The sequence below is a fragment of the Chitinophaga jiangningensis genome, from assembly GCF_900142605.1.
Classification (GTDB): domain Bacteria; phylum Bacteroidota; class Bacteroidia; order Chitinophagales; family Chitinophagaceae; genus Chitinophaga; species Chitinophaga jiangningensis.
This window is the reverse complement of sequence record NZ_FRBL01000007.1, coordinates 517,836-531,168: the sequence shown is the minus strand read 5'-3', so window position 1 is coordinate 531,168 and position 13,333 is coordinate 517,836. Positions and strand designations below refer to the sequence as shown.

The window sequence follows — 13,333 nt, the reverse complement described above, 5'->3', positions numbered from 1 at the left end:
TATCAATTAGTCCTGCACGATGGAGTAGGAAACACTGCCATCTTTTTCATCCTTCAGCTGGATACCTACCGCCAGCAGCTCATTGCGAATCTTGTCGGAAGTAGCATAATCCTTACGGGCTTTTGCTTCCTTACGCATGTTGATCAGCATTTGCAGTACGCCATCCAGTTTGTCCTCATCTGTTCCCAGCACTTCCATCTGAATGCCCAGAATGTCCACCAGGTAAGTCTTCCAGGAATGCAGCATGAGGTTAAAGGTATCTTCACTGATTTCATGCATTTTTATCTGGCCGCCTTTCAGGGAGTTGATCACCGGTGCCAGCTCAAACAGGTTGGCCATTACTTTAGCGGTGTTGAAATCGTCATTCATGAACTCAGGCAGTTCTGCGCATAACTGACGCACCTGCTTATCCAGCTCCTCATTGATTGGCTGTCCGTTACCGGTATAAGTCAGTTTCTGCAATACTTCATATGCAGCCCACAAACGCTGTAAACCTTTTTCGGCGGCCAGCAGTGCTTCATTGGAGAAGTCCAGTGTACCGCGGTAATGCGTTTGCAATACAAAGAAGCGGATCACCATTGGGCTGTAGCCTTTTTCCAGCTGTGGATTGTTGCCGGAAAACATTTCGGTAAGGGTAATGGTGTTACCATACGACTTACCCATTTTGCGGCCGTTGATAGTGATCATGTTATTATGCATCCAGTAGCGTGCCATCAGTTCCCCATGGGCAATTTCGCTCTGGGCGATTTCGCACTCATGGTGTGGGAACTGCAGGTCCATACCACCACCGTGAATATCAAACTGTGAACCCAGGTATTTGGCACTCATGGCAGAGCATTCGATGTGCCATCCCGGGAAGCCTTCTCCCCATGGGCTTGGCCAGCGCATGATATGCTCCGGTGGTGCCTTTTTCCACAAGGCAAAGTCTACTTTATTACGCTTTTCTTCCTGGCCATCCAGCTCGCGGGTGGTTTCCAGCATGTCTTCCAGCACACGGCCACTTAAAATACCATAGTCGTAGCTGGCGGCGTATTTCTTCACATCAAAATACACGTTGCCATCCACCTCATAGGCATAGCCTTTTTCCATGATCGTTTTGATCATTTCAATCTGCTCGATGATGTGGCCGGTAGCGGTAGGCTCAATGCTCGGTTCCAGGTTGTTGAACTGCAGCATAGCCCAGTGGTACAGATTTGTATATTTCTGTACCAGCTCCATTGGCTCCAGCTTTTCCAGGATTGCTTTTTTGGAGATTTTATCTTCTGCTTCGCGGCCTTCTTCTTCGAAGTGGCCGGCGTCGGTGATATTACGAACGTAACGAACTTTATAACCGAGGAACCGCAGGTAACGGTTTACCACGTCAAAGGTGATGTACGGACGTGCATGGCCCAGGTGCGACTCCCCCGAAACGGTAGGTCCGCACACATACATACCCACGTGGCCTGGTGTTATTGGTGTAAATACTTCCTTCTGACGATGTATTGAATTGTATATTTTGAGTTCTGACATATGCTGTAAATAGTAGACTGACTTAATTTTTTTACAGATGACACTGCTGGCGTCATCCAACAAGGTTCCGTGCTGCGCACGGGTGGCTACCGCTGGTGAATGGCGATAGTATTGTTGCAGCAACAACATCGGTCAGACCTAAAAATATTAATACTGTTCATAATCTATTGTTTCTTATTTATTTACGGCATTTGCCGGCTTTTCTCCTGCTATACTCAGGTTGGAAATTACGGGATAATGATCAGAGAGATCTGAATTTATCTTCCGGAAGCTATTCACCTTAAAGTACGGACTCACAAATACGTAGTCGATTCTCAGCGTAGGCGCCAGCCCATTGAAAGTACGTCCGATACCGATACCTTTCTTTAAAAATGCGTCCTGTAAATCTCCCCTTATTTTAAAATAAGTATAAGATGCCGGGGTATCATTAAAATCACCGCAAACAATTACAGGATATGGACTTTGCCTGATAAAGTTCCCCACAATATCGGCCTGCTGACTGCGACGAATATACGCCTCACGCATCTTTTGTACAATACTTTTAGTGGCTACCAGCCCGGTATCTTCCTGGTTCCGGATCTTGCGGATGGCGCGGTAGTCCTTCTGGTTAAACCGGTACGACTCCAGGTGCATATTGATAATCCGGATGGTATCGCCTCTCCGCACCACATCGGCATAAATGAGGCTTTCACTCAGCGGACCATTACTCATTTTTACCTTATCCGATGCAATGATAGGGTATTTGGAATAAATGATGGACCCCCAGTGCTGATTACCGTTGCGGTTAAAATCACTGGAAAAGAAACGGTAGGGCAGGTTCATCTCATGGGAGATGTCTTCCCGGTTATTAAAATCATTTTTTCGCTCAGCGGTATAAAAATCCTGAAAGCAGGCAATATCCAGCTCCTGTTTCTTGATGAGGGCAAACATAGCCTGACGGGTATATTTACTGTCACGCTCCTTGTAAAGCCCAAACTGGCTTACGTTGTAGCTCATCACAGTGATGCTTTCCTTTGCAGGTATGGGTTTGTTGCCAGCCGGCATGTTGAAGGCAATAAATGCGCTGATAGATTTCCAGCTCAGTAATATCGCCGTCAAAGAAAGCAACGCGTATCGGTAGTTGAATACCAGCCATCCCAACAGAAACAACACCAGTAACCCCAATAGAAAAGGGAAAGCCAGCGTCAGAAAACTGATCGGCCAAAACCACGCCGGCGAGATATAGGGAGCCAGGCATGCTGCCAGGAATATTAAAACCAGGGCGACATTTAATATTACAAAAAAGCCTTTTGTAAAAAGTCTTAAGAATCGCACTGTCTACGTACTTTGTTGAACGTATAAAGTTACTATTTTTTCAAAGACAGGCGCGAGATTACGGGGAAATGCTCGGAATCAGCCACCCGCATAGCTTCGCAACCATGCACCCGGAATTGCCTGGACGCAAGGATATAATCTATGCGTAAACTGGGCGAAAGGTAGGAGAGGGTCCGTCCCCAGCCGTTGCCGGTTTTGAGGAATGCGTCCTGCAGGGTTGCCGCCACTGTTTGGTAGGTATACGAAACAGGCACGTCATTAAAATCTCCACAAACAATCACCGGATAAGGACTGGCAGCTATCAGCCCCGCCAGCTGCCGGGCCTGTTGGGCACGCCAGGTAAATGTTTGCCGCATTTTATAGGCCAGGCCCCTGAAATGGAAGTCCTTTAAAGCCTGGAAATCCTGCCCGGTAAGCATATAAGAAGCCAGTTGCCCGGTGATAACCCGGATAGTATCCCCATACACCAGCAGATCAGCCTGGAGGAAACTGCTGCCGCTGCCCACTGCACTGGCGCCGCAGGGAATACTACTTGCCTGCAACACCGGGTGATGGGAGAACAGCACAATTCCGTAATGCCAGGTATCCCAATAAACCATGTCTTTGGTGAAGTAATAGTATTCATATCCTGCTTTAATACGGATACTGTCAATGTTATGGGAGAGTTCAGGGTGTTCGTTGGTATAAAATTCCTGCATGCACAGGATGTCTGCCTGCCCGAAAACCACGGTGTTATAAACATTGCTGCGAATAGCCTTATTCTCCGTATACGACTGTAATCCCATGTTGCTGGCATTGTAGGTCATCACGGTAAACTCCTTGCTGCCGCTGGCTTTCTCCAGCGTATTTTCATGGAATGGGTGAATAGCCCAGGTACGAAAAACTGCGCCTGCCGACAACAGGATAGCCGTTACTGGTAGCAGCCAGTATTTTTTCCTGAGCAGGATCCACACGGGGATTAAAAGCAGATTAATGATAAGGAAACCGGGAAAGGTAAGTCCCGCAAAGCCGGTAGGCCAGAACGTTCCGGGGGAAATATAGGGAAGAAAGGTGCTGGCCAGCAGGGCCAGGGGTAGCATCATATTGATTGTCAGTAACGACCATCGTAAAAACGTCTTCATCAGGTATTTGGGATATAGGGATTTGAGTATCTGTTAAAAATACTCAAATCCCTATATTCTGAAGCGCTTAATTCTCCTCCGTTTTACTGGCTCTCAGCAGGGTGTCTTTTTCATCTGCGGTGAGAGAGGTAATGCCGTTGGCGCTAATCTTTTCAAGTATTTCATTGATGCGCTGTTCGGGTACTTTTCCTACTTTTTTATAAGGAGGTTCTCCATGGGTGACGCCAGCGGAAGGCTTGAGCATTTCCGCAGGAACAGTGGCCTGTGCCGGCGGATGGAACATATGTGAAAATTTGAATGCCAGTTTGTTGAAGCCCCGGCCCCAGTCGTTTCCTTTTTTCCATTGCTGCATGTAGATGGCACCTGCAATAGCGCCGCCGGCAAGCATTGGCAGATAAACCGTTCCGCCGGGAGAGGTGAAATGTGTGCCCAGCGTGAGGGCCAGGTAAATAGTGGTAATGATCCATAATGGAATACCACCGCCTGCCAGTAAAGGGAAAATCCGGTAGGTAGGTGCAAATACGGTAACGCCAATTGCGATGGCCATTACGCTGCCGGCCGCACCCATAAAGCCTCCGCCGGCAGACAATGCCTGGAAGCCCGGAATGAACTGCATGCCCAGTACAAAAAAGATATTAGCCACTATACCACCGAAAAGATATAACGGTACTATTCGCAGGTAGCCGGCAAGGTGTTGCAGTATAGAACCAAATACCCACAGCCACACCATGTTGGAAAAGATGCTCACCACCTGTACCTGTGTAAACATGGCCGTTAATATTGTCCACGGGCGGGCCAGCGCCTCGGCCGGACTGGAAGGTACACGGAGGTAAGAAATGATGTCCTGGTAGAAACGAGGTTCTCCCACATCTTCCATTTTATATATTACCAGTGTAAAGAAGAGGAATATATATATCGTAAGATTGATGACCAGTAACTGCGTTACCATATTCTTTCCAGCTCCCAGTGAGAGCCCCGACAATTTCTCTTTTTCGAGGGTATGCATGGTATCAAAAGTTTTCTCTACAAAAATACGCCATAATACCGTAGCCTTGGCGCGTTAGAATAATTTCCGGTTCCAGTTACGCAGGAGCAGGTAGGCAAACAAAGCACCACCCAGGTGGGCAATATGCGCAACGTTATCGCCGGCAGCGTTTTGAATCTGTAGGTAAAGTTCCGTCGCGATCATTACGCCAACCACATATTTTGCTTTGACAGGAAACAGAAAGTTAAGGTAGATGCGCTCGTTGGGATACATGTAACCAAAAGCGAACAGGGTTCCGTACACGGCGCCGGAAGCACCCACCATACTTGCATTCCGGTACACATCTGTGAGTCGGGCAATCAGGCCTTTGGCCATATCTATAGCGCCCTCATTGCCTGCACCAATGGCCTCTTTCAGACCATTCATGTCAAACATTCCCTGACCCAGCTGATAGCGGTTATCGATGATCGCAAAGTTATTCACCGTTGGGTTTTCAAAGAAAGCATGAGCTTCTTTGGTAAGTTTCATATAGTCATAGGTAAGCCATCCCATGTAGCACAATGCCGCTCCCAATCCGCATATCAGGTAAAACAGCAGGAAGCGCTTGGAGCCCCATCGCTCTTCCAGCGTGGAACCGAAGAACCACAATGTGAGCATATTCATGGCTAAATGCATGAAATTGGTGGCGGAGTGCATGAACAGATGTGTTATAAACTGCCATGGGCGAAACAGGTCAGACTGCCAGTAATGCAACGCAAATGCATCGGACAGATCATATCTGAACCGGCTTAGCAGTGTTACCTGTACCAACCACACCAAACCATTAATGATCAATAGATTCTTTATAACCGGTGGCAGGTGAAATCCCCGTGGCCTGAACGTATACATCTTAGCTTAACTTATGATTTTATTTATTCGCTCTCTTCTTCAGCAGCACCACGTTTTCGATGTGATGGGTGTGAGGAAACATATCTACAGGCTGCACCTTTTCCACAGTGTACATCTCGTCCAGCAGGGCGAGGTCACGAGCCTGCGTAGCAGGGTTACAGCTCACATATACAATTTTTGGTGCACCTATTTCCAGTAATTTATTTACCAGTTTTTCGTGCATGCCTGCCCGTGGCGGGTCGGTAATAATGACGTCCGGTTGGCCGTGATGGGCAAAAAAGGCGTCATCACAGATGTCAACCACATCCCCTGCATAAAACTCAGCATTGTTCACATTGTTCATGGCTGCGTTTTCGCGGGCATCATCAATGGCTTCTTTGATCAGCTCAATGCCTACCACCTTTTTAGCCTGGCGGGAAACAAAAATGCCGATACTGCCGGTGCCGCAGTACAGGTCATATACAATTTCCGAACCGGTAAGTCCGGCGAAGTCGCGCGTTACCTTATACAACACTTCACCCTGGTAGGTATTGGTTTGGAAGAAAGACTTAGGACCGATTTTGAAGGTGAAATCTTCCAGTTTTTCTTCGGCATATCCTTTACCAAAGTAAGTTTTGGGTTCGAGGTCGAAGATAGAGTCGTTTTTCTTCGGGTTTACCGTATACAGCAGCGTGGTAATGGCCGGAACGGTTTTCAGGAGGTGGTCCATCAGGGCAATCCTGTTGGCTTTGTCCTCATAATGAATCACCAGGTTTACCATTATTTCGCCGGTAGTACACAAACGTACTACCAGGTTACGCAGCCACCCTTCCTGTTGACGAATATCGAAGAAAGTGAGGTCGTTGGCGATCGCGTATTCACGGATGGTGTTACGGATCAGGTTTACCGGCTCCTGCATGAGGTAGCAGGTGTTGATATCCAGTACTTTATCAAATAATTTAGGAACGTGGAAACCCAGTGCCGGCTTCCTCGGAATTTCACCGTCGTTGGCTTTGATTTCCGCGTCTGTCAGGTAGGCCTTATTGCTGAAGGTAAACTCCAGTTTATTCCGGTAATGCTCGGTATACTTAGAACCCAGGATAGGGCTCATTTCCGGCAGCTCCAGTTTACCAATACGGGACAAGTGATCCGCAACCTGCTGCTGTTTGTATTCCAGCTGCAGGCTGTAAGGCATCATTTGCCATTTGCAGCCGCCGCAGGTACCAAAATGCTCGCAGAAAGGCGTTACACGCTTGTCAGAATAGGAGTGGAAGTTTACCACTTTTCCTTCTGCCCAGTCTTTTTTGTTCTTGCCAAGGCGCACATCCACCACATCACCAGGCACCACACCGCCTTCAATGAATATCACCTTGCCGTCTATACGGGCCAGGGCCTTACCTTCTGCCGCATAAGCAGTAACAGGTACGTTTTCTAAAACAACATTTTTTTTCCTCACGGCTGCAAAGGTACAGTGATTTTAAGATTTTGGGGTATTTTTACCGATACTTAGATATATCCTATGCGTAGACTGCTATTCATGCTCGTTTCTGCGCTGATATGCCAAAGCCAGCTCATGGCACAAGGGTATCAGCTGACTGTAAAACTCAAGAATTATCAACAGGGAAAGCTCTTCCTGGGCCATTACATGGGTAAAAGTACCTACCTGACTGATTCTGCCGAAATATCCCCGGCAGGAGTGGCGGTGCTCAAAGGGAAAACACACCTCAATTCGGGGATTTATCTCCTGGTTATGCCGGACAAACAACGCTACCTGGAAACCCTGATCGATAAAAATCAGACGTTTGAGGTGTCGCTCGATACCAGCGATTTCGTGAATAAAACGGTTTATAAAGGCTCACCGGACAACGACCTGTTCGTAGCTTATAATAAGTTTTTGCTGCAGCAGGATGGAGAGAGCCGCGCTATACAGGCCGACTTAAAACTCGCTAAAACCACTGCTGATACTGCCAAAGTACAGGAACGCCAGGCTGCCCTGATGAAAAAAATTAATGAGTACAGGGATAAATTCATTGCCGATCACCCGGGAACCATCCTCACTACTATATTCAAAGCTATGAAGGAGCCGGTAGTGCCGCCAAAACCAGCCACAGAGGACTCTTCGTTTGCTTACCGCTATTTCAAAAGCCACTACTGGGATGAGGTGGACCTCAACTCGGACAGGCTGGTACGCACGCCCGTACTGGAAGCCAAGCTGCAGAAGTATTTTACACAGCTGGTAGTGGCCATGCCGGATTCCATCAATGCGGATTGCGATGCCATGATTGCCCGTACCCGCAAGAATAAAGAGGTATTCAAATTTGTACTCTGGTGGCTGACCTATAATTATGAATCCTCACCGTACATGGGCATGGACGCGGTATTTGTGCACCTGGTAGAAAAATATTACGTACCCGGAGAAGCCTTCTGGTTAAATGATGAACAGCTGAATAAGATTGTGAGTCGTGCTTACTCCATAGCACCTAATCTGATTGGTCAGCAGGCGGCCCCGCTGGAACTGAAGGATACTGCTTCCAAAGCGGTATCACTGTATAAAACGCAGGCAAAATATACGGTACTCGTTTTCTGGGACCCTACCTGCGGACATTGCAAAACAGAAATTCCCCGCTTGGACTCTGCCTACAACAGCCGCTGGAAGCAGCTTGGCGTGAAAATGATCGGGATCAAAACAGAAGGCACCAAAGATGAGTGGCTTAGCTTCATTAAACAAAACCACATCACCGGCTGGATACATGCATGGGATCCGGAATCGACCAGTAACTACAGGCGCCTGTACGACGTATATTCGACACCGGTAGTATACCTGCTTGATGAAAAGAAAAAAATTGTGGCGAAACGATTAGGTGTGGAACAACTAGATCAGTTTCTCACCAGAAATACCAACTCCACAGTTGCAAATTAATAGTAGAGGCCGCTGAAAAGCGGCCTCTTATTTTATTGTATATCAATCACTTAAACAAAATTTTAACGTTATTGGCATAGTCTTTGGTTTTGGGCAAATCGAACCAAACAACATCCATTATGCTCAAAAAGAAGATTATTTTGTCGATCGCCGCGGTATGTATTTCTTTTGCTGCAATGGCTCAGGCACGGATAGGTGTAAAAGGTGGTTTGAACCTCAGCACCATCACAGTCGATAATTCAGGCTCTGTTAAAGACAATCAGATGTTACCGGGATGGAATCTTGGTGTTGTGGCCGACTTACCATTAGTTCCGAGAATTCTTTCCTTCCAGCCGGGAGTACTTTACACTACCAAAGGGTCTAAAATAGACATAGGAGACAAGGACAATCCCACCGTTACCAATCCATACGTAGCGTTAAAAACCAATCCGTCTTACATAGAAATTCCGTTAAACTTTGTGGGTAAAATTCCCGTAGGGGCACACACCAGCATTTTTGGTGGGGTAGGACCTTATTTCGCCTTTGGGGTAGCCGGTAAAAACAAAGTAGAATCCAATACCGGTACCGGTTCTATTACTACAGTTTCCAACAACATTAAATGGGATGATGACACGCCGTTCAACAACGGAGATCCTAACTACGGTTACGACAAGTTAAAAAGATTTGACTGGGGCGGTAACGTGCAGGTGGGTGTGGAAACACACAACGTGCTCATCGCTGTTCAGTATGGCTTAGGCTTTGGAAAATTACAGTCTGGAGCGGATAATAGTACGGACGATAAAGGTAAAAACCGCGTGCTGAGTTTTTCAGTAGGTTACCTTTTCGGGGGTAAATAATTAGCAGGCAACGTATGTTTTAACTAAACAATTCATTCGCTGTTTTGTATATAGAACATGCAAATAATCAGGCAATTGTATAAACCAAACCTCAAGTGATCCGGAGTGCAGGTAATGCCTGCTGCCTGTACTCCAAACAAAAACCCAAAAAGATGAAAAAGTTATTGTTATCAATTGTTGCGTTATTGATCGCCAGCATATCTTTTGGTCAGGCCAAATGGGGTATCCTTGCGGGTCCTAACTTTTCCAGCGTAACATATGAAAATCTCGGGACCTTCGGGTTTACCAGTAAAGAAACCAGTAAGATTCTTACCAGTTTCAGAGGTGGTATTACCGTGGATATACCCATCGCCGAAGATTTTTCGATCGGTACCGGCCTGTTATATGCCGGTAAGGGTGGTAAATTTAAAAACTCCGATGTGAAGGTTTCGCTCAGCTACCTGCAATTACCGGTAATGTTCCAGTTTACACCGGAAGTAGGTAACGGTAACCTCGTATTAGGTGTGGGGCCTTACTTTGCCGTTGGCTTAGGAGGTAATTACAAAAATACTATTGCGGGAGATGTAGGTGCCTTCGATGACGAAGCCGGGCTGGCCAAGCTAAAACGCTTCGATTGCGGCGGTACCTTGCAGATAGGCTACCAGATGCCTATGGGCTTTTATTTCGGTCTGAATGGCGACCTGGGCTTCGTAAATGCGGCGGATAATACTGACAACAGTCGCAAGTTCAAAAATGCTTCTTTTGGTGTTTCCCTGGGTTATAAGTTCAGCGGCAGGTAATATTCTAACTATCTGTTATATATAAAATATTTGATAATTAATAAAGGCCGTTAGTAGACAAAAAAACTAACGGTCTTTTCTGTGTTTTGTAGAGATTATTTCAAACCTTTGCGCAAGTTTTTTCGTTTGTATTGAAGTTCCAACTTTCTATAGTGACCATAAATCCCAAATGTCCTATTCATGAAAAATTTTACGCTAGCAGTAGCTACTGCATGCCTGACTGTTTCTGTGGCGTCAGCGCAGGTTAGTTTAGGGGTGAGAGGTGGCTATGTAAACTCCAATTTGTCGATCACTTCGGGCAATTCACAAACGGCCGTCCCAGGAACGGAGGCCGCAGACAACTGGAATGTTGGACTGGTAGTGAATATTCCGTTGACGCGCAACTTTTACCTGCAGCCAATCGTAAACTACGAGGTAAAAGGTGCCAAACTGAATCCCGTTACCAAACCACCGGCAGGTGCTTTTTCTACTGCCACCACCAAAGTACGGTTGCCATACATTACCCTCCCGGTAAATGCAGTCTACAAAGTGCCGGTAGGCAACGCCAGGCTGTCTTTCGGATTAGGACCATACGTGGCTTACAGTCTGAATGCAAAATACAACCTGGCTGTTTATGACGATGGTAAAAAAGTCCAGGACGCTTACCAGCCAATTGACTTTAGCAAATCCCCGAATGTCCCTAACAGTACCATGCAGCTAGGCCGCTGGGATGTTGGTGGTAACGCTCTTATCTCTCTGGAAATGAATAACTACATTACCGTGGGAGCTAATTACAGTCTGGGTTTACTGGACATTGACAGGTCCGATGACCTGAAAATCAAAAACAGGTCCTTCGGTATTTCTATTGGTGTTTTGTTAAACCGGGAAGACTGGTAGCATATCAGACAATATTTGCGAACAATGATCGTCGTTATTTAGGACTACCTGCGGGTGGTCCTATTTTTTTTCAGGGAGACATAGGGGCATCTGTTATGGGATGCGTCAATATATCAGAACGGGCTTCCCTGGGGAGGGAAACCCGTTCATTGGACAGTTAAATTAAAAGTGTGACAGTTATAGGGATATGCCACTATGTATCTACATAATGGCATTTTTCATTTAGGGAGATGCCGGAGCTGCCGTTGTTCGTGGCTGCTACATGATGGCCGCCACCGCATCCCGGACTACCCTGGGCTTGCCTAACGTGTAATAGTGCAGGATAGGCACCCCGAAATTCTTAAGCTCTCTGGATTGTGCAATCAGCCATTCTGTACCTACCTGCTCTACTTCCTTGTCTGTTTTGCATTTCAGGATCTCATTGGAAAAATCAGTAGGGATATCCACATTGAAAATCCTGGGGAGGATATTCAGCTGCTTTTTGGAAGTCAGTGGTTTCAGCCCTGGAATAATCGGAACGGTAATCCCGATTTCCCGGCATTTATTTACAAAATCAAAGTATTTCTGGTTGTCGAAAAACATCTGGGTAACGATGTAATCAGCCCCGCCATCCACTTTGCGCTTCAGGTTAGCCAGGTCCGTCTGCATGTTTGGCGCCTCGAAATGTTTTTCCGGATAGCCGGCCACGCCGATGCAGAAATTAGTTTTTACTCCGCCCTGCAGGTCATCTTCCAGGTAGATGCCATTGTTCATCTGCACTACCTGTCCGAGTAATTCACTCGCGTAACTGTGGCCATGTGGATCGGGTTCAAAAAACGACTCGTTTTTCGGGGCATCTCCTCTGAGAACCAATACGTTATCTATTCCAATGAATGCCAGATCGATTAGCGCATTTTCTGTTTCCTCCCGGCTAAACCCTCCGCAGATCAGGTGCGGCACCGTATCTACATTATAATGGTTCATCAGCGCCGCACAGATACCCACTGTACCCGGGCGTTTTCTGATTTCGACCTTCTCAAAGCTGCCATCCGCCTTTTTCTTGAACATATGCTCGCTGCGATGGTACGTAACGTTAATAAAGGCTGGCTTGAACTCCATCAGCGGGTCCAGGTGGTCGTATATAGAGTCGATACTCTTACCTTTCAATGGGGGCAGCACCTCAAACGATATGCGTGTATCTTTCGCCTGGGCTATATGTTCGGTTACTTTCATGTTATTGGCTGGATAATGTGGATGCAAAATTAATTGATCCCCTTAAAATAGTGTTTTTTGATCTTATGATAACTATAACTAGGCCAAGTGGATGAAATGTTTAATTTTGCTAAGTTTCAAAATATGGCACTAAGAATACATACAGACCAGCTTGTAAAGAAATACGGCGCCAGAACCGTGGTGAATCACGTGTCTGTCGAAGTGTCTCAGGGCGAAATCGTAGGGCTCCTGGGCCCTAACGGTGCGGGTAAAACCACATCTTTCTACATGGTAGTAGGCCTGATCAAGCCGGATGAGGGGAATGTTTACCTTAATGACTTGAATATCACCAAGTTACCCATGTATAAGCGGGCACAGATGGGCATCGGATACCTCCCACAGGAGGCATCGGTATTCCGTAAACTGAGCGTGGAAGATAACATCGCAGCAGTGTTGGAGATGACCAAACTGAAAAGAGCTGAGCAAAAAGAAAAACTGGAAGCATTGCTGTCAGAGTTCCGCCTCACACACGTGCGTAAAAGCCCGGGTGATGTACTGAGCGGTGGTGAACGCCGCCGCACAGAAATTGCGCGCGCATTGGCAGTAGACCCGAAATTTATTCTCCTCGATGAGCCATTTGCCGGGATTGACCCGATAGCTGTGGAAGACATTCAGTCGATTGTAGCAAAACTGAAGTACAAAAACATCGGTATTCTCATCACAGACCATAACGTACAGGAAACCTTATCCATCACCGACCGCGCATACCTGCTGTTTGAAGGAAAGATACTGAAGTCTGGCTCTGCTGAAGAGCTGGCAGAAGATGAACAGGTAAGAAAAGTGTATCTTGGCCAGAATTTCATTTTGCGCCGTAAGAATTACCTGGACGAAGCAGCTAAACAATAAACCATTCCACAGTAATCCTATTATGCGAA

12 protein-coding genes are annotated in these 13,333 nt (G+C 46.7%); 5 read left to right on the top strand and 7 right to left on the bottom strand.

The genetic code is table 11. The features are described from left to right. Nucleotides 1-6 precede the first annotated feature (6 nt). The 6 genes from cysS to rlmD all read right to left on the bottom strand — a co-directional run bounded on the left by cysS (nt 7) and on the right by rlmD (nt 7,252). A complete protein-coding gene (gene cysS / locus BUB18_RS20460) occupies nt 7-1,509 on the bottom strand; it encodes a cysteine--tRNA ligase (RefSeq protein WP_073084762.1) in 1,503 nt (500 codons plus the stop codon). A gap of 174 nt (nt 1,510-1,683) precedes the next feature. Then, nucleotides 1,684-2,607 (bottom strand): endonuclease/exonuclease/phosphatase family protein, encoded by a 924-nt coding sequence (locus BUB18_RS20455; RefSeq protein ID WP_073084607.1) that lies wholly within the window; start codon nt 2,605-2,607, stop codon nt 1,684-1,686. Between the two features lie 248 nt (nt 2,608-2,855). Continuing rightward, complete coding sequence (locus BUB18_RS20450) at nt 2,856-3,944, bottom strand: endonuclease/exonuclease/phosphatase family protein (RefSeq protein WP_083550368.1); 1,089 nt, start codon at nt 3,942-3,944, stop codon at nt 2,856-2,858. Between the two features lie 67 nt (nt 3,945-4,011). After that, on the bottom strand, nt 4,012-4,950 hold the full coding sequence (locus BUB18_RS20445) for a rhomboid family intramembrane serine protease (RefSeq protein ID WP_073084603.1): 939 nt from the start codon (nt 4,948-4,950) through the stop codon (nt 4,012-4,014). 54 nt (nt 4,951-5,004) lie between these two features. Next, entirely contained in the window at nt 5,005-5,817 is an 813-nt protein-coding gene (locus BUB18_RS20440) for a rhomboid family intramembrane serine protease (protein WP_073084602.1), read from the bottom strand. A 19-nt stretch (nt 5,818-5,836) separates the two neighbouring features. Next, nucleotides 5,837-7,252 (bottom strand): 23S rRNA (uracil(1939)-C(5))-methyltransferase RlmD, encoded by a 1,416-nt coding sequence (rlmD, locus tag BUB18_RS20435; RefSeq protein ID WP_073084601.1) that lies wholly within the window; start codon nt 7,250-7,252, stop codon nt 5,837-5,839. A 63-nt stretch (nt 7,253-7,315) separates the two neighbouring features. Here rlmD and BUB18_RS20430 point away from each other — a divergent pair, with 63 nt between their 5' ends. The 4 genes from BUB18_RS20430 to BUB18_RS20415 all read left to right on the top strand — a co-directional run bounded on the left by BUB18_RS20430 (nt 7,316) and on the right by BUB18_RS20415 (nt 11,207). After that, a complete protein-coding gene (locus BUB18_RS20430) occupies nt 7,316-8,716 on the top strand; it encodes a TlpA family protein disulfide reductase (protein WP_083550365.1) in 1,401 nt (466 codons plus the stop codon). Between the two features lie 119 nt (nt 8,717-8,835). Further along, nucleotides 8,836-9,552: a porin family protein gene (locus BUB18_RS20425; RefSeq protein ID WP_073084598.1), complete on the top strand. Its 717-nt coding sequence runs from the start codon at nt 8,836-8,838 to the stop codon at nt 9,550-9,552. Between the two features lie 152 nt (nt 9,553-9,704). Next, entirely contained in the window at nt 9,705-10,331 is a 627-nt protein-coding gene (locus tag BUB18_RS20420) for a porin family protein (protein WP_143160018.1), read from the top strand. Nucleotides 10,332-10,511: 180 nt separating this feature from the next. Next, a complete protein-coding gene (locus BUB18_RS20415; RefSeq protein WP_073084594.1) occupies nt 10,512-11,207 on the top strand; it encodes a porin family protein in 696 nt (231 codons plus the stop codon). 258 nt (nt 11,208-11,465) lie between these two features. On the opposite strand, the gene BUB18_RS20410 is transcribed toward BUB18_RS20415, so the two are convergent. Beyond that, complete coding sequence (locus BUB18_RS20410) at nt 11,466-12,419, bottom strand: methylenetetrahydrofolate reductase (RefSeq protein WP_073084761.1); 954 nt, start codon at nt 12,417-12,419, stop codon at nt 11,466-11,468. A 123-nt stretch (nt 12,420-12,542) separates the two neighbouring features. On the opposite strand from BUB18_RS20410, the gene lptB reads away from it, so the two are divergent. Further along, on the top strand, nt 12,543-13,304 hold the full coding sequence (lptB, locus tag BUB18_RS20405; RefSeq protein ID WP_073084592.1) for an LPS export ABC transporter ATP-binding protein: 762 nt from the start codon (nt 12,543-12,545) through the stop codon (nt 13,302-13,304). Nucleotides 13,305-13,333 lie beyond the last annotated feature (29 nt).